17 protein-coding genes are annotated in these 16,375 nt (G+C 33.3%); 9 read left to right on the plus strand and 8 right to left on the minus strand.

The window, feature by feature from the left end:
- Nucleotides 1-50 precede the first annotated feature (50 nt).
- The 5 genes from ABJD66_RS00245 to ABJD66_RS00265 form a co-directional block, all read right to left on the minus strand.
- The gene (locus ABJD66_RS00245; protein ID WP_348126900.1) at nt 51-2,198 is read right to left on the minus strand and encodes a prolyl oligopeptidase family serine peptidase; all 2,148 of its coding nucleotides are present in this window, start codon (nt 2,196-2,198) and stop codon (nt 51-53) included.
- A 181-nt stretch (nt 2,199-2,379) separates the two neighbouring features.
- Nucleotides 2,380-3,369: an aspartate-semialdehyde dehydrogenase gene (locus tag ABJD66_RS00250; RefSeq protein WP_348126903.1), complete on the minus strand. Its 990-nt coding sequence runs from the start codon at nt 3,367-3,369 to the stop codon at nt 2,380-2,382.
- Between the two features lie 174 nt (nt 3,370-3,543).
- Complete coding sequence (gene mscL, locus ABJD66_RS00255) at nt 3,544-3,948, minus strand: large conductance mechanosensitive channel protein MscL (protein WP_348126906.1); 405 nt, start codon at nt 3,946-3,948, stop codon at nt 3,544-3,546.
- 64 nt (nt 3,949-4,012) lie between these two features.
- Complete coding sequence (alr, locus tag ABJD66_RS00260; RefSeq protein WP_348126909.1) at nt 4,013-5,119, minus strand: alanine racemase; 1,107 nt, start codon at nt 5,117-5,119, stop codon at nt 4,013-4,015.
- Complete coding sequence (locus ABJD66_RS00265; RefSeq protein WP_013620760.1) at nt 5,112-5,756, minus strand: thymidine kinase; 645 nt, start codon at nt 5,754-5,756, stop codon at nt 5,112-5,114. Before ABJD66_RS00265 ends, alr begins: the two co-directional genes overlap by 8 nt.
- A gap of 103 nt (nt 5,757-5,859) precedes the next feature.
- Between ABJD66_RS00265 and ABJD66_RS00270 the strand changes: the two genes are divergently transcribed.
- The 5 genes from ABJD66_RS00270 to ABJD66_RS00290 all read left to right on the plus strand — a co-directional run bounded on the left by ABJD66_RS00270 (nt 5,860) and on the right by ABJD66_RS00290 (nt 8,587).
- Nucleotides 5,860-6,543: a hypothetical protein gene (locus ABJD66_RS00270; RefSeq protein ID WP_348126912.1), complete on the plus strand. Its 684-nt coding sequence runs from the start codon at nt 5,860-5,862 to the stop codon at nt 6,541-6,543.
- Nucleotides 6,544-6,552: 9 nt separating this feature from the next.
- A complete protein-coding gene (locus ABJD66_RS00275) occupies nt 6,553-6,909 on the plus strand; it encodes a DoxX family protein (protein WP_348126915.1) in 357 nt (118 codons plus the stop codon).
- 13 nt (nt 6,910-6,922) lie between these two features.
- Entirely contained in the window at nt 6,923-7,594 is a 672-nt protein-coding gene (gene rsmI / locus ABJD66_RS00280; protein ID WP_303542124.1) for a 16S rRNA (cytidine(1402)-2'-O)-methyltransferase, read from the plus strand.
- Between the two features lie 94 nt (nt 7,595-7,688).
- Nucleotides 7,689-8,033: a HopJ type III effector protein gene (locus ABJD66_RS00285; protein WP_348126919.1), complete on the plus strand. Its 345-nt coding sequence runs from the start codon at nt 7,689-7,691 to the stop codon at nt 8,031-8,033.
- Nucleotides 8,034-8,035: 2 nt separating this feature from the next.
- Nucleotides 8,036-8,587, plus strand: coding sequence for a hypothetical protein (locus tag ABJD66_RS00290; RefSeq protein WP_348126922.1), 552 nt, complete (start codon nt 8,036-8,038; stop codon nt 8,585-8,587).
- Between the two features lie 68 nt (nt 8,588-8,655).
- Here ABJD66_RS00290 and ABJD66_RS00295 read toward each other — a convergent pair whose 3' ends face one another.
- The gene (locus ABJD66_RS00295) at nt 8,656-9,258 is read right to left on the minus strand and encodes a carboxymuconolactone decarboxylase family protein (RefSeq protein ID WP_348126925.1); all 603 of its coding nucleotides are present in this window, start codon (nt 9,256-9,258) and stop codon (nt 8,656-8,658) included.
- 54 nt (nt 9,259-9,312) lie between these two features.
- Between ABJD66_RS00295 and ABJD66_RS00300 the strand changes: the two genes are divergently transcribed.
- Together ABJD66_RS00300 and recJ are read left to right on the plus strand one after the other, a co-directional pair.
- Entirely contained in the window at nt 9,313-9,741 is a 429-nt protein-coding gene (locus ABJD66_RS00300; protein WP_348126928.1) for an OsmC family protein, read from the plus strand.
- A gap of 109 nt (nt 9,742-9,850) precedes the next feature.
- Nucleotides 9,851-11,539: a single-stranded-DNA-specific exonuclease RecJ gene (recJ, locus tag ABJD66_RS00305; protein WP_348126931.1), complete on the plus strand. Its 1,689-nt coding sequence runs from the start codon at nt 9,851-9,853 to the stop codon at nt 11,537-11,539.
- Between the two features lie 70 nt (nt 11,540-11,609).
- Here the strand turns inward: recJ and ABJD66_RS00310 are convergent, their stop codons facing one another.
- Nucleotides 11,610-12,692 carry an HmuY family protein gene (locus tag ABJD66_RS00310; RefSeq protein ID WP_348126933.1) on the minus strand — a complete coding sequence of 361 codons (1,083 nt, stop codon included), beginning with the start codon at nt 12,690-12,692 and terminating at the stop codon, nt 11,610-11,612.
- A gap of 10 nt (nt 12,693-12,702) precedes the next feature.
- Nucleotides 12,703-14,835, minus strand: a complete 2,133-nt coding sequence (locus ABJD66_RS00315; RefSeq protein ID WP_348126936.1) for a TonB-dependent receptor — start codon at nt 14,833-14,835, stop codon at nt 12,703-12,705.
- 102 nt (nt 14,836-14,937) lie between these two features.
- Between ABJD66_RS00315 and ABJD66_RS00320 the strand changes: the two genes are divergently transcribed.
- Both ABJD66_RS00320 and ABJD66_RS00325 read left to right on the plus strand, forming a co-directional pair.
- A complete protein-coding gene (locus ABJD66_RS00320; RefSeq protein ID WP_348126939.1) occupies nt 14,938-15,861 on the plus strand; it encodes a DUF6607 family protein in 924 nt (307 codons plus the stop codon).
- The gene (locus ABJD66_RS00325) at nt 15,845-16,369 is read left to right on the plus strand and encodes an FMN-binding protein (RefSeq protein WP_348126942.1); all 525 of its coding nucleotides are present in this window, start codon (nt 15,845-15,847) and stop codon (nt 16,367-16,369) included. Before ABJD66_RS00320 ends, ABJD66_RS00325 begins: the two co-directional genes overlap by 17 nt.
- Nucleotides 16,370-16,375 lie beyond the last annotated feature (6 nt).

A 16,375-nucleotide genomic window follows, 5' to 3' on the forward strand; every position in this document is an offset into this window, starting at 1 on the left:
AAAAAAATCCGTTTCTAGTAAGAAACGGATTTTTTTGAAATTAATAGTTCTTATTCTTTAAAATCTTTTAAAACTGCCTTATTTTGCAACTCTTTATATCCCATATTAAATAATGTAAATGCTTGCACATCTACTTGCTCATTAATTATAGCTTCGGTAGATTTACCAGCACCGTGACCAGCATTAATATCTATCCTAATTAATGTAGGGTTAGCGCCTGTTTGTTTTTCTTGCAATTCTGCCGCAAATTTAAAGCTATGCGCAGGCACTACACGATCATCATGATCTCCTGTAGTTATTAAAGTTGCAGGGTATGCCACTCCCTTTTTAACATTATGCACTGGTGAGTACCCTAATAAATAATTAAACATTTCTTTATTGTCTTCTGCCGTACCATAGTCATAAGCCCAACCAGCACCTGCTGTAAATGTATGGTAGCGCAACATATCTAAAACACCTACTGCAGGCAATGCTACTTTAGCTAAATCTGGACGCTGCGTCATTGTTGCACCAACCAACAAACCACCGTTAGAGCCACCTCTAAGCGCTAAATACTTTGGTGTAGTATATTTGTTTTCTATTAAGTATTCTGCAGCGGCTATAAAATCGTCAAAAACATTCTGCTTTTGTTGTTTTGTACCAGCATCATGCCATTTTTTACCATACTCGCCACCTCCTCTTAAGTTAGGAACAGCATATACACCACCTTGCTCCATCCAAACAGCATTACTAATACTAAAACTAGGGGTTAGGCTTACATTAAAGCCACCGTAACCATAAAGTATCGTTGGGTTTTTACCATTTAGTTCTATTCCTTTTTTATAGGTAATTATCATTGGTATTTTTGTGCCATCTTTAGAAGCATAAAATACTTGTTTAGACTCGTAATCATCCGAATTAAAATCTATGTTTGGACTCCAATATTGTTTGTATTTACCTGTTTCTACATTATAACTGTAAGATGATCCTGGTGTATTGTAGTTGGTAAAAGAAAAGTAAAACTCTTTTTCTTCTTTTTTACCTCCAAAACCAGCTGCTGTACCAACACCTGGAAGCTCTATAGTACGTACCAAATCTCCATTATAATTGTATTGTAATACTTTAGAAATGGCATTTACCATATAATTGGCAAAAAAGTAACCGCCACCAGTACCAGCTGTAAGCACATTATCTGTTTCTGGTATAAAATCTACCCAATTATCTGGTGTAGGATTACTAAAATCTGTAACAACTACTTTTTGGTTTGGTGCATTTAAATTGGTTACCAAATATAATTTAGAACCTACATTTTCTAACACATAAGTATCAGATTTTGTGTGTTCAACTACTGTTTTTACCTCATTAGTTTCTAAGTCTTTTAAATATAATTTATTACCAGATGTAGATACTGCTGCTGTAATTTGCAAATATTTACCATCCTCGGTAACACTACCGCCAACATACCTATGTCTTTCTTCTGGTGTGCCACCAAAAACCAGCTCATCTGTGCTTTGTGGTGTTTTTAGTTTGTGGTAGTATAGTTTGTGCTGGTCTGTTTTTGCAGACAACTCGCTCCCTTTTGGTTTGTCATAACTAGAGTAAAAGAAACCCTCATTACCTTTCCAAGATAGGCCGCTGAATTTTACGTCTACCAAAGTATCTTCTACAACGGTTTTTGTTTTTGCATCTAAAACAATAATTTTTCGCCAGTCGCTACCACCTTCAGATATTAAGTACGCTGCCAAAGAACCATCTTTAGAAAAACTTAAACCTGCTAATGAAGTTGTACCATCTTCTGAAAACTTATTAGGGTCTAAAAAAACTTCTTCTTCATTGTCTTTTTTTCTGTAAATAACAGCTTGGTTTTGCAGTCCGTTATTTTTTGAAAAATAAGTATAATCTCCTTCTTTAAAAGGTGCTCCTAGTTTTTCATAATTCCATAATTTTTCTAGCCTTTGCTTTATTTGCTCACGAAAAGGAATTTTATCTAAATACCCAAAGGTTGTTTTGTTTTGCTCTTTAACCCAAGATTCTGTTTCTGTACTACGGTCATCTTCTAACCAGCGGTATGGGTCTGCTACAGTTGTACCAAAATAATTGGTTACAGTGTCTACCTTATTGGTTGTTGGATATGTGATCATAATTGCTTCTTTTTTTGAAGGTGATTTACAGGCTACAAAGGTAATAGCAGTAAAAATAAATATGCTTATTTGTTTCATAAGAATTTGTTTATTTTTAGGTTGAAAAAACTTAACTGTATTGAATTTAGAGCTTTATGTTTTTAAAAATAATACAAAAAAACCTTTAAGAAGCATTCTTCTTAAAGGTTTCTATTTTTTTGTGTTAGGGATTGCAATGAAAAGCCCGCCCGTTAGGAACACCCAAAACTACAACTGCGTATTACAGTAGCTTATTATTGTTAAGGTATTCTGCAATTTGCACGGCATTTGTTGCTGCTCCTTTACGTAGGTTGTCTGCAACTATCCACATATTTAATGTGTTTGCTTGCGACTCATCTCTACGTATACGGCCTACAAAAACATCGTCTTTATTGTGTGCATACACTGGCATTGGGTAGGTGTTTGTATCTGGATTATCTTGTACAACTACACCTGCTGTTTTGCTTAATACTTGTCTTACCTCGCTAACATCTGCATCATTATAAAACTCTACGTTTACAGACTCTGAGTGGCCACCTGCTGTTGGTATACGCACTGCTGTTGCTGTTAATGAAAAAGTACGATCGTTAAATATTTTTTGTGGTTCACGAGATAGTTTCATCTCTTCTTTTGTGTAACCGTTATCCATAAAAACGTCACAATGTGGTAACGCATTTCTGCTAATTGGGTAAGGATATGCCATTTCTCCTTTTATACCAGCCGTCTCATTCTCTAATTGTTTTACTGCTTTAACGCCAGTACCAGAAACAGATTGGTAGGTAGAAACCACTACGCGTTTCATTTTATATTTTGCATGCAAAGGTGCCAAAACCATTACTAATTGTATGGTAGAGCAGTTTGGATTTGCTATAATTTTGTCTTCTTTGGTTAGTTCACTTGCATTAATTTCTGGAACTATTAATTTTTTGGTAGGATCCATACGCCAAGCAGAAGAATTGTCTACTACGGTTGTACCTACTTCTGCAAATTTTGGAGCCCATTCTAAAGACGTATCTCCGCCTGCAGAAAAAATAGCTAAATCTGGTTTAGCTGCTACTGCATCTGCCAAGCCAATAACGGTATGTTCTTTGCCGTTATAGGTCATTTTTTTACCTACAGAACGTTCTGAGGCAACTAATAATAACTCTGTTAATGGAAAATTACGTTCTTGTAATACGTTAAGCATTACTTCTCCTACCATTCCTGTGGCACCAACTACCGCTACTTTCATTTTTATAATATTTAGAATAACAAATGTAGTTTAATGTAGTTTAACCGCCAAGCAACAGTAAGAAGATTAAAATAAATATAACAAATTGTTTTATTTATAACATTATGAAATAAAGCATAAAAAAACCGCCAAGCTTAATGGTGAGCTTGGCGGCTTTATATAGTTAATAGGAAATTACTTTTTTAGTAAATCTCTAATTTGTGCTAATAACTCTTCTTGTGTTGGTCCTGCTGGTGCAGCTGGAGCTGGAGGAGTTTTTGTTTTGTTGTAAGCTTTTACGATTATGAACATTACAAAACCTACTATTAATAAGTTTATAATTGTGTTAATCCAAGCACCGTAAGCAATTACAGCACCACCTGCTTCTTTAGCTGCTGCTAAAGTTGCATATTCTTTACCGTCCATTGCTACGTGAAGGTCTTCAAAGTTCATACCTCCTGCAAAATAACCTACAAATGGCATTGCAATGTTGTTTACAAAACCATTAATAACTCCGCCTAAAGCCGTAGCCATAATAACCGCAACTGCAAAATCAATTACATTACCGGTCATAATAAAATTCTTAAATTCTTTTAACATGTTTAGTGTATTTATTTAGTTAATAGCTGCAAGATACTAAAAAATACAGTTTCTTAAAATTTTCTTAAAAAATAAAAACTCTGTTAACACGTTGAGATATACCCGTAACCAATTCATAAGAGATTGTACCTGCTGCTGTAGCTAGTGCATCTGCAGTGTGCTCTTCATTAAAAACTATAACCTCATCACCTTCTTTACAGTCTATGTTGGTTACGTCTATCATAATCATATCCATACAGGTATTGCCAACTATAGGTGCTTTTTTACCATTAATAAACACAAACCCTTTTTGGTTACCATAAATTCTATAAATGCCATCTGCGTGCCCCAAAGGTAAGGTTGCAGTTACCATTTTACGGGTGGCTTTGTATGCCATATTGTACCCAACACTTTGGTTTGGCTCTAAATTGTGCAACTGAGAAATTACTGTTTTTAAACTTGCTATTGGCTTTAAGTGTGTATCATATTTAGGATCATTACCAAAACCATACAACCCAATACCACTACGTACCATATTAAAGTGTGCCTCTGGATAATTTAAAATACCAGATGTATTACACATATGTTTTATAGGTGAATAGTCAAGCAAATTATCTAACTTAGAACTTATACTTTTAAATTTTTTTATTTGCTGTTCTGTAAATTCCTTTTCATTTATATCTTCTGATGCTGCTAAATGAGAAAAAGCCGAAGCTACCTTTATACTAGTTGCCTCTTTTATTTTTTTTATAATTAGATCTATATCACCCTCTAAAAAGCCTAACCTATTTAAACCTGTATTAAATTTTAAGTGTATTGGATAATTTTTTTTATTTATTGATGAAGCATAGTTTATAAACTGATTTAAAACTCGGTCTGAATAGATACTTGGTTCTAAATTATAAGCTACAATTTCTTCAAAATTTACTTCTTGCGGATGCAGTACTAATATAGGTGTTTGTATGCCTGCTTTGCGTATTGCAACACCCTCACTAGTATATGCAACGGCCAAATAATCTGCTCCTAATTCTGTTATTTTTTTAGCAATTTGCACTTGATCACTACCATAGGCAAATGCTTTAACTACAGCTAAAAACATAGTCTTTGGCTGCAATTTTGACTTTAGGTATTTGTAATTTTGCTCTAGGTATTTTAAGTTAATTTCTAGAACAGTTTCTGTTGCCTTAGGCATTACTATCTTTTTTAGGATCTTTTATCTGCTCTGCATCTACGTCTATAGTTTTTACCTTTTCTTTAAGCATAGCTTTGTAATAAGCAGCTCTACTTAATGGCTCATACTCTTCCGTTTCACCTAGCATTACCAAATTATCATTATTAGATTTTCTAAAACTATAATTGGCTAAGTTACCAGTGCGTGTACAAATTGCATGTACTTTAGTTACATACTCAGCTGTAGCCATTAATGCAGGCATTGGTCCAAATGGGTTTCCTTTAAAATCCATATCTAAACCAGCTACTAAAACACGAATTCCTTTGTTAGCCAAATCATTACAAACTGTAACAATTTCATCATCAAAAAACTGAGCTTCATCTATACCTACAACATCACAACCGTCTGCTAACAATCTAATATTTGCAGCAGCAGGTACAGGAGTAGACCTTATTTCGTTAGCATCATGAGACACTACCATTTCTTCGTGATAGCGCGTATCTACAATAGGCTTAAAAATTTCAACTTTTTGCTTGGCAAACTGCGCACGTTTAAGTCTTCTAATTAATTCTTCTGTCTTACCAGAGAACATAGATCCGCAAATAACCTCTATCCAGCCAAATTGTTCTTTGGGGTTCACCGTATTTTCAAGAAACATTTTGTATTTTTAGACGAAAATAAAGCGTTTTTCGTTCTTATTTGGTAGATCGATTAAAATTATTGAAAATTTTCGCCACACAAGGTTTTAAAATATTAGGGAGATGAAGGAAAAATTAAAACAAGAATTAATGAAAATGTCTACGGACATACTAACTTCCAATGAATTAGATAATGTTTCTGATTTATATGAAACTGCAAAAAATTTATACGAGAAATTAGCAGTGTTAAAATTTATTGAAGAGAAATTACACGATGTAGAAGTAGATGTTACTAAAAATATTATTGCAGAAAAGTTTGAAAAATTAGCGAACGCAGTAATTTATGAAAATACATCTGTGCCAGAAAGTAACCCTCACCAAGAAGATATTATAACTCCTGGCATAACCACTATTATGGATATGATGCCAGAAATGGAAGAGCCAAAAGCTACTGACGATATGCTTAACGAGTTTGCAAAAAAACCCGAGTATAGTAAAAACGACCAGGAACTTTTTGTACCCGAAACAGAAGTTAAAGCTGCAACTACTACAGAAAAAGTTGTGACTAATAGTGTTACTGGTGATATAAAAATTGGTTTAAATGACAGACTTGCATTTGTAAAGCACTTGTTTAACAATAGTAATGAGGATTACCAAAGAGTACTATCTCAACTAAGTACTATTGATACAGAAGAAAGATCTGTTTCTTTTATTGTAAATATGGTAAAGCCAGATTATAACAACTGGGTAGGAAAAGAAGAGTACGAAGAGCGTTTTATGGCAATTATTGAACGTAAATTTGCATAAAGCTCTTTTATGAACATAAACAACATACTTTATTATATTGGCACATTATTGCTTACTGCAATTATGTGCTTTTCTGTTTACAACTATTTCTTTAATTACGATGCAATTTCTGGGTACTTTACACATTTAGGCTATCCTATATATTTGGTTTACCCTTTAGCAATTTCAAAAATATTAGGCCTTATTACCATCTGGACTAATTTTTCTAAAACACTTAAAGAATGGGCTTACTTTGGCTTTTTCTTAAACACAACAATGGCTTTTGCCGCACATTATATAACTGATAATGGCGGTTACCTTTTTGCTGCTATTGCTTTTATAGGTGCAGCATTATCTTATTACTTTGGCAAAAACCAAAGACCTTAATTATTTTTTTATAATGGGAAAACTATATTTGGTACCAACACCAATAGGAAACTTAGAAGATATTACTTTTAGAGCTATAAGAGTTTTAAAAGAAGTAGATTTAATTTTAGCTGAAGACACACGTACTAGCGGAAAATTATTACATCATTTTGAAATAGACACGCAAATGCACAGTCACCATATGCACAATGAGCATAAAACGGTAGATAGTATTGTAAAACGTATACAAGCAGGTGAAAATATTGCTCTTATTTCTGATGCCGGAACTCCAGCTATTTCAGACCCTGGCTTTTTATTAACTCGCGCTTGTGTAGAAAATAACTTAGAAGTAGACTGCCTACCTGGTGCCACAGCTTTTGTGCCTGCTTTGGTAAATAGCGGTCTACCTAATGACAAGTTTGTTTTTGAAGGTTTTTTACCGGTTAAAAAAGGAAGACAAACACGTTTAAAATTATTGGCTGAGGAGACCAGAACTATTATTTTTTATGAGTCGCCACACAAGTTAATTAAAACATTAGGCCATTTTGTAGAATATTTTGGTGCAGACAGACCCGTTTCGGTTTCTAGAGAACTTACCAAAATGTTTGAAGAAACAATACGTGGTACTGCACAAGAGGTTTTAGAACACTACACAGCAAAACCTCCTAAAGGTGAAATTGTTATTATAGTTGGTGGTAAAAAATAAAACACTTCTCCTTAATTTCTAATTTTACTTAACAATTGCTAATTTCCCTAAATACAGGGATGTACGATAAGAATAACTATTATACTTTTACCAAATGACTTTAGATCAATTTAAAGAAAAACTAAAAAACAACCCAACTGCTATTGCTTTTACAGATACAATGCAGGTTATAGAAGATAATTACAGCTTTACACCAACTGCTTTTAAAAATGGTAGCTTAGAGAATAAAGAAGGTGAAAACTCTGGCTCTTGTAAATTATTTGCTTTTGCTTTAAAACAAGAATTATCCAAAGAAGAAACTTTAGCTTGTTTTGGAGACTACTACAGGGAAGATGTGTTACAGAATCCTAACGGAGACGGACACTTAAACATTAGAAATTTTATGAAAACTGGTTTTAGTGGCTTAGCTTTTAACACTGAAGCTTTAGTAAAAAAATAAAGATGAAAATCAATTTTAAAGCAATTACCCATACTATTTTACTTGCTTTTAGTGTAACTATATTAAGTTGTAAAAGCAATACACAAGAAAGTACTACCGAAAAAAGCTCGGTTTTACCAAATGGTATGCGATTAACTGTTTTAAAAACCAATAAAGACCAAACATCTATAGGCATATTAACAGGCACAAACTACGGAACTACGCACACCTACAAATACAATGTTTTACTACATGAACCAGATGTTAACTGGAGTTTTAGTAGCGGAGAACCTAAAAACTTTTTGTTTTGTAAAGACACTACTTATATACACTACGTAAATAAAAATAATTACCCTATAACTGTTACAGATTCTGTTACAAACACCACCACTACAGAAAATAATTATAAGATAGAAAGTATGTATCAAAAACACGTTGATAACAGGTACTTTTTTAATCTTTTTGGTGATGATTTCTGGTTAGACGTTACTCCTAAACGCTACAACGAAATTAAAAATTCTTGTGAAGAATATGCCATTCCTAATGATGGTGAACTTACTGTAGAAAACAAATAACACATCAACCTAAAACAATAAAACCCCACCAAAATAGCAGGGCTTATAAATAGTATACGAGTTGCTTTTTAGTAAGCGCTTCCGTTATGTTTACCTTCTTCCCAACCGTGTTTACCTAAATATTGGTTTCCGCTTTCTACAGCGCCTTCTTCTATAGAAGTGCCCATAGAGTCGTTCCATCTATTTAAGTATCCAAATAAAGAAATAACTCCAAGCATTTCTACAATTTCACCTTCGTTCCAATACTTGTATAAATTCTCTTTAATTTCTGCATTTACAGCATTTGGTACTTGAGATGCTGCTAAAGAAAAATCTAGTGCAGCACGTTCTGCATCAGAAAAAGCAGCATGTGTTTTGTATTCCCAAATATTATCTAATTGTTCTTGTTCTGCTCCGTAACGTTCTGCAGCTCTTATGGCGTGCGCTTGGCAGTACCTACAACCAGTAGCATTACTACTAACCCAGGCAATCATACGTTTTAGCGCAGAAGTTACATTACCGTCATTAGCCATTACTGCTTTATTTAAGTTTATAAAAGCTTTTGATATTGCTGGTCTGTGCTGCATTGTTAAAACCGAATTAGGACAAAAGCCTAAGGTCTCATTAAAAAATTCTGCCAATTCTTTTGTTTCAGAATCATGATTAGGGTCTAAAGGGTTTACTAAAGCCATAGTTATTTTTATATTTAGTTGTATTTTTGAATCTACAAGAAACGAAAAAATATTATGAGTACAACAAATCATATTACAACCAAATGGTTGGGCAACATGGCTTTTGAAAGTAACAACCCGTCTGGGAATAATCTAACTATAGATATTGCCAAAGAAGATGGTGGTGACGGACAAGGTTACAGGCCAAAAGCACTTATGCTTGCAGGTTTAGCAGGTTGCTCTGGCTTAGACGTTGCTTCTTTAATGAAAAAAATGAAGCTAGAGGTAGACGAGTTTACTATTGAAACTATAGCAAACCTTACAGACGAACATCCTAAGTATTATGATGCTGTTACTATAGAGTACCATTTCCACGGTAGTAATTTAGATGAAAAAAAATTACAACGTGCGGTAGATTTATCAGTTGAAAAATATTGTGGTGTTATGGAAATGTTTAGACGTTTTGCAACATTAGACATTAAAACTATTTTTCATCACGCTTAAATTAACTGTTGAGAACTAAAGGTTCTAGAAATAAGTTCTTGCTTAATTTTTTTATCTTGATTCTTTGAGCTTGAACTTTTCTTGATTCCTAAATATAAAAAAACACCACATGCGCTGGACCATAAAACCTAAACCTGATGCTGCTAAAGTAGCCGAACTACAAAATGCATTACAGGTTGATGAAATTGTGGCTAAACTTTTATTACAGCGCGGTATTACTACTTTTGAAGAGGCTAAAAAATACTTTAGACCACAACTATCAGATTTACACGACCCATATTTATTAAAAGATATGGATTTGGCTATTGCTCGCATAGAACAAGCTATTGCCAACGAAGAAAACATTATGGTTTTTGGCGATTATGATGTAGATGGCACAACTTCTGTAGCCCTAGTATCATCTTACTTGCAAAGTTACTACCCAAATGTTACTACTTATATTCCGGATAGATATAAAGAAGGTTATGGTGTGTCTTATGCAGGTATTGACTATGCAGATGATAACGATATTAGCTTAATTATTGCATTAGATTGTGGTGTAAAAGCAGTAGATAAAGTAGCATATGCAAAAGAAAAAGGTGTAGATTTTATTATTTGTGACCACCATAGACCTGGTGCTACACTACCAAATGCTGTTGCTGTTTTAGATGCTAAAAGGAGCGACTGTAATTATCCGTATGACGAGCTTTGTGGTTGTGGCGTTGGTTTTAAGTTGATACAAGCTTTAGGTAGTAAAAGAGGACAAACCATAGAGGACTTAGTGCCTTATTTAGATTTAGTTGCTACTGCAATTGGCGCAGACATTGTACCTATTACAGGTGAAAATAGGGTACTTGCCTATTTTGGGTTACAGGTTATTAATAGTACTCCTAGAGCGGGTTTTAAAGCTATAATTAATCAGATTAAAAAAGATGTACTTACCATTACAGATGTTGTTTTTGTAATTGCACCTCGTATAAATGCTGCAGGGCGAATGGTACACGGCTTGCACGCTGTTAATTTACTTACCGAAACAAATTTGGAACAGGCAGAAGAATTTGCTGCTGCCATAGAACAATACAATGCAGATAGGCGAGAACTAGACCAAGAAATTACCAAAGAAGCTTTAGTACAAATTACAGATAACAAAGAGGAAAAACGCTTTACATCTGTTGTGTATAGAGAAACGTGGCACAAAGGTGTTATTGGGATTGTAGCATCTAGACTTACTGAAACCTATTACAGACCTACTTTGGTTTTTACTAAAAGTGGAGAAAAACTAGCGGCATCTGCACGCTCTGTAAAAGGGTTTGATGTCTACAACGCCCTTGAAGCTTGCGCAGAACACATAGAACAGTTTGGAGGCCATAAATATGCTGCTGGTTTAACCTTATCTGAAGCACAGTATGATGGTTTTAAAACAGCGTTTGAGAAAGTAGTTGCAGAAACTATAGACCCTAATCTTTTAACTCCAGAAATTACTATAGATGCAGAGCTTAATTTTAATGAAATAAGTCCTAAATTAATGCGAATTATTAAACAAATGGAACCTTTTGGTCCTGGTAATATGTCGCCCGTATTTATGGCAGAAAACCTACAAGACACAGGTTATGCAAAAGGCGTAGGGCAAGAAGAAGCACACTTAAAATTAGCTGCTGTACAAAATGGTTCTAGCCAAATTGGAGCTATTGGTTTTAATTTAGGTGATAAATTGTCTTTAGTACAAAACAAAAAGCCTTTTAGCGCTGTTTTTTCTTTAGATGAAAATGAGTGGCAAGGGGTTGTTAGCTTGCAATTAAAACTTAGAGATATTAGATAAAAAAGCCCAAACACCAATTAGATGCCTGGACTTTTTAGAAAAAAACTAACTCAAAACTTAACTTTTATTTTTATTTTAATAATGAATACACAAACTCTGGATGTCCACGTTCTCCATCTGCATTTGTAAGTGCTAAAAACTTAATTTTGTATAGGTTTCCGTCGGTATCAGACATCACATAAAAAACATTATTATAGTGACCTACAGGATTGGGAGGGGCTACATTTCTCCAACTACTTCCTACACTTCTTTGATCATCAGTAAATTTAGAAGCATCAACATTTGCTAACGTAAAATTGTCATAATTTAAATCGGTTTCAACTTCTGTATCTATCATATATACTTGAGCATTGGTTTTTGCGTTATTAACCACAAAATCAGTGTACCCGTAAGAACCAGCCCCTTCTATTTCATTAGTAAAAACAGTAAAATTTAAGTCCCAATTTTCTCTTATAGGCTCAACCTTAATTTCTTTTTCTGTATCAAAACTAAAAAATGTAAAATTATAGTCGCCATCTTTAGAAATGGTTACCTCTTTATGTGTGGTATCATCTAAATCTGCATATTGTAAAACATAATCATCACCATTTCTTAGAATTCTAATTTTTTTCCAACCTCTAGACTCTCCACTAACAGCAACACTTCCTGTACTAGGAACTTCTGTACCAACTTTAAAACCTAAGTTTACTAGGTATACTGCGTTATTGGCATCTGTGCTAGAAATTTCATCTATAGCTGTTTCTAAAATGTTACCATTTGGGGCGTCTATAAATTCAGAATTTGCAGGATCAAAAGTGCCAATAGCTACCTGTGGTTGTAAATCTTGAATTTCTTGTGAAGTTGAGTTTATAGCATCAATATCTGTAACAGAAAGTTTAGCCGTTGCCATATATATTGATCCATTTAGCGCTACTCTAAAATTTTCACCTGAGAAAAATCCTAAATCCCACGTATCTCTTTGTACTACTGAAGATGTATTGGCACTTAAATCTACATACACTTGGTTTGGCTCATTAGGCCCTCCAACATTTGGACCTATTGACGCTCCTTCTATAACAATTTTAATAGCTTCGCCAGGCTCGTCATCCTTACTACAGCTAGTAAAAGCCATAACTGTAGCGCATAGTGTAATAGTTAATAATTTGTTTAACATAATTGTAATTTTAAAATTTAAGGTTATATAATAATTTTAAGTAATAAGATCGTCCGTAGCCTAGCAAAATACCATTACTGGCAGAAGAATGAGTTCCTTCTCCTACAGGGCCATTAACATCTACAGTTGTAACATCTAATAAGTTTCTGGCTCCTAGAGTAACCTGAAAGGATTCATCTAAAAAAGATTTTTTTAAAGAGGTATCTAACCAATTATAAGCATTGGTAGTTGTTTTGGAAAACGTTGGGTTTCCGTTGGCGTCAGTTCCTGTTGCGCTATAGTTTTGTTGTTCTCCCGTGTGTTTTAAAAGTACAGTTACTGCTGTATTCCATTTTTTTATTTGATAGGTACTACTTGTATTTAATTGAAATGAATACAGAAATTTATCATCTGAGTTTACCTCATCATTAGCAACTTGTGATATGCCTTGTAATGTAGCTCCAATATTAAACGTCCAGTTGTTTGTTTTTAAACTATTTTCTGATGTTACACCCCATAATTTATACTCATTAACATTTATGTACTGGTATTGTAAAGGTGTTTGGTTTACAATGGCTAAATCTATTTTATCTTTTACGTCTATGTAGGTAAGTTTTACAGCATTTAAAAGAGATACATCTTTGATCCAACTACGTTTTTTTAAATTTAAAAAAGACGTAAAACCGTTTTCTGGTTTCAAATTTTCATTACCTCTAACATCATGATTACTATCTACAAGATAATAGTACAATTCTTCAAAATTTGGTGTGCGGTAGGAGTTCCCAAGGTTTGTTCTTAACTCAAACCCATTTTTTATAAGATAACGTGCACTTAAAGAACCTAAAAGTTTAGAATTAAAAGTTGAGTTATATTCGTAACGCACACCTGGTCGCAAAAGAATTTTATCAGAAATAGTAACTTCTGATGATCCAAATATGGCATAATTACTTTGAGACTGTTCTTTATCTTGTGCTGTAACATCGCCCGAAGCCTGTGTATCAAAACCTTTAATAAAACGAGTTTCATAACCTAATTGAAAATTATAAAAATCGCTTTTAACTAGATTATTAATACTTCCTTTAGAGAAAAACACACTACTAGATTGGTACACTTCATCAGTTTCATTACTTCTCTGGTTTGTAATTATATAATTATTAAACTCATTTAGATTCCGCTTTTGCTTTTGATAAGATGCAGAAGCCTTATAATTTGCTCCAGAATTTAATCTTCCGTTTATGCTTAAATTATTAACAAATCTATTGGTTGTAAAAATCCTGTCAGTTGCAGATGGGTTACTAGTTTGCGATTGTGTATCTATATTAGCTCTAACAGCTGCATCATAGTAGTTAACCACTTCATTTAGGTACTCAAACTTATAAAAAAACTTAAAGTTATTTTTAGTATAATTTACTAATGCATTAGTGTTTATTTGTGTTTTAGGCAACCAATCATATCCTCTTAATCCATCATTTTTATAATAGTCTTCTCCTTGCCTACCATTATAAAAACCTGCGAACTGATTTCTATTTACTCCTAATCTAGTATACCAATTGTTGTTTATATTATGACCAATATTTAGTCCTTGTATGTGTTTCCCCTTATTAAACCAAGCATACTCATCACTAATTGTTTCCTCTTGTAAAATTGCTTGTACTTTCCAATCACTATCACTAGACTTTTTAGTGATTATATTAATAACTCCAGAAACAGCATTAGCTCCATACTCAACACCCATTGCTCCTTCAACAATTTCAATACGCTCTACATCATCAAGGTTTATTTGTGTTAAATCTATATTATTCCCTAGTCCGCTGTCACTAACAAGAGGAATATTATCAACCAAAATATTGAAGTATTGAGCATCTAAACCAAAAAAAGAAATTGTAGATTTTCCTGTCTGCCCATTTGGAACTACGGTTAGGTTTAAATTAAAATTTAATACATCTGCCAAATTATTGGCTGCCTGGTTTTCTATTTGCTCCCTGTTTATAACAATAACATTATGAACCGATTTTTTTATTGATTGCGGATTATACTGTCCCGTAACAACTACTTCTTCTAACTTATTTAAGTTTATTGAGTCCTTTTTTAACTCTTGTGAGAACACAAAAACAGAGAAAAAAAGCATAAAATAAATAGACAAATATTTACTATTTAGAATCATTCCTAATAATTTTCGGCAAATATATGTGTTATTTTTAATCAATCTAAATAAATTTAATATTTTTGTCAGAACAAAACAGACATTACATACAAATACACAATTATGAAAAAAGTACTTTTTTTAGCCATAGCAATAGTTGGCTTTAGTTTGCAAGGAGTTGCACAAGACAAAAAACAATTAGACAAAGAATCTATTAAAGATATGTGTGGTTGTTTTAAAGTAAATTTTAAGTACACAGAGACTTTTGCACCAGAAATTGATTATGAAAAGCATTTAGATTATACCTCTGGAGCTTTAGAATGGGCAGAGTTAATTGAAGATGAAAACAACAAACTGTCTATACAGCACCTATTGGTTATAAAAGATACTATGGTAATTAAGCATTGGAGACAAGATTGGTTATATGAGAACAATCGTGTTTTTCATTACGATAAAGACAACAAATGGGTATTTACAGAATTACCTAAAGATGAAGTAAAAGGACAATGGACACAGTTAGTTTACCAAGTAGATGACAGCCCTAGATACTCTGGATCTGCAACTTGGATACATGCAGATGGCAAAAATTATTGGGAAAACAAATCAGATTCTCCACTACCAAGAAGAGAATACTCTAAAAGAAGTGATTACAATGTTATGGCAAGAGGTAACCGCCAAGAAATTACAGATTACGGTTGGTTACACGAGCAAGACAATGATAAAATTATTAGAGAAACAGGTAGCAAAGACGTTTTACTTGCTCAAGAAAAAGGATACAACACCTATGTAAGAGTACCAGATGAACAATGTTTAGCTGCAAAAGACTGGTGGAAAAACAACAAGAAGTTTTGGGCAAAAGTAAGATCTGCTTGGAACAAGGTATATTCTAAAAATAGCGAAATAGAACTTGCTAAATCTGTTGATAAAAAACCTTTGTTTATGCATTTTTATGAGTTAGAAAAAAAGAATGCAAATGAAAAAGAAATCCTTGCTTTAATACAAAAATTTGCATCAACTAAAACAACAGAAAATGCACCTGGAAAATAAAAGAACCCTACTATTTATAACAGCATTTACATTTTTGTTACTGGCTTTTAATTCCCCCCAATTGCCAGAAAAATTACAAAAAAAAGTAAACGCAGCAATAAGCTATGCTTATGGTACAGAATCTTTTAAATTAAGCGGAATCACAAGTGATGTGATTCCGCCTAAAGATTATGTTTTTAAAATTAAAACTGATGACACAGTAACTGGCTATGCTTATGTTGGGCAAGCAAATAGTATGAAAAACGTATTTGACTATGTAGTGTTTATAAACAAAGACCTTAGTATTAAAAAAACAAAGGTTTTAATTTACAGAGAAGACCACGGCAGACAAATAGGCGCACAGCGTTGGCTAAAACAATTTATTGGTTTATCTATAAATAAAAAACCTGTGTATGGTGAAAATGTAGATGCTATTTCTGGTGCAACTATTTCTGCAAAAAGTATGACAATTGCAGTTAAAGATGTACTTGAAACTATACAGAAATTAAACAATAAAAAACTTCTTTAACCTATA

It is taken from the genome of Cellulophaga sp., assembly GCF_039943695.1.
Lineage (GTDB): Bacteria > Bacteroidota > Bacteroidia > Flavobacteriales > Flavobacteriaceae > Cellulophaga.

What these genes read in the sequence shown, in the direction of transcription:
- ABJD66_RS00245 (WP_348126900.1), bottom strand. Translation starts at nt 2,198, where the DNA reads ATGAAACAAATAAGCATATTTATTTTTACTGCTATTACCTTTGTAGCC.
- ABJD66_RS00250 (WP_348126903.1), bottom strand. Translation starts at nt 3,369, where the DNA reads ATGAAAGTAGCGGTAGTTGGTGCCACAGGAATGGTAGGAGAAGTAATG.
- mscL (WP_348126906.1), bottom strand. Translation starts at nt 3,948, where the DNA reads ATGTTAAAAGAATTTAAGAATTTTATTATGACCGGTAATGTAATTGAT.
- alr (WP_348126909.1), bottom strand. Translation starts at nt 5,119, where the DNA reads ATGCCTAAGGCAACAGAAACTGTTCTAGAAATTAACTTAAAATACCTA.
- ABJD66_RS00265 (WP_013620760.1), bottom strand. Translation starts at nt 5,756, where the DNA reads ATGTTTCTTGAAAATACGGTGAACCCCAAAGAACAATTTGGCTGGATA.
- ABJD66_RS00270 (WP_348126912.1), top strand. Translation starts at nt 5,860, where the DNA reads ATGAAGGAAAAATTAAAACAAGAATTAATGAAAATGTCTACGGACATA.
- ABJD66_RS00275 (WP_348126915.1), top strand. Translation starts at nt 6,553, where the DNA reads ATGAACATAAACAACATACTTTATTATATTGGCACATTATTGCTTACT.
- rsmI (WP_303542124.1), top strand. Translation starts at nt 6,923, where the DNA reads ATGGGAAAACTATATTTGGTACCAACACCAATAGGAAACTTAGAAGAT.
- ABJD66_RS00285 (WP_348126919.1), top strand. Translation starts at nt 7,689, where the DNA reads ATGACTTTAGATCAATTTAAAGAAAAACTAAAAAACAACCCAACTGCT.
- ABJD66_RS00290 (WP_348126922.1), top strand. Translation starts at nt 8,036, where the DNA reads ATGAAAATCAATTTTAAAGCAATTACCCATACTATTTTACTTGCTTTT.
- ABJD66_RS00295 (WP_348126925.1), bottom strand. Translation starts at nt 9,258, where the DNA reads ATGGCTTTAGTAAACCCTTTAGACCCTAATCATGATTCTGAAACAAAA.
- ABJD66_RS00300 (WP_348126928.1), top strand. Translation starts at nt 9,313, where the DNA reads ATGAGTACAACAAATCATATTACAACCAAATGGTTGGGCAACATGGCT.
- recJ (WP_348126931.1), top strand. Translation starts at nt 9,851, where the DNA reads ATGCGCTGGACCATAAAACCTAAACCTGATGCTGCTAAAGTAGCCGAA.
- ABJD66_RS00310 (WP_348126933.1), bottom strand. Translation starts at nt 12,692, where the DNA reads ATGTTAAACAAATTATTAACTATTACACTATGCGCTACAGTTATGGCT.
- ABJD66_RS00315 (WP_348126936.1), bottom strand. Translation starts at nt 14,835, where the DNA reads ATGATTCTAAATAGTAAATATTTGTCTATTTATTTTATGCTTTTTTTC.
- ABJD66_RS00320 (WP_348126939.1), top strand. Translation starts at nt 14,938, where the DNA reads ATGAAAAAAGTACTTTTTTTAGCCATAGCAATAGTTGGCTTTAGTTTG.
- ABJD66_RS00325 (WP_348126942.1), top strand. Translation starts at nt 15,845, where the DNA reads ATGCACCTGGAAAATAAAAGAACCCTACTATTTATAACAGCATTTACA.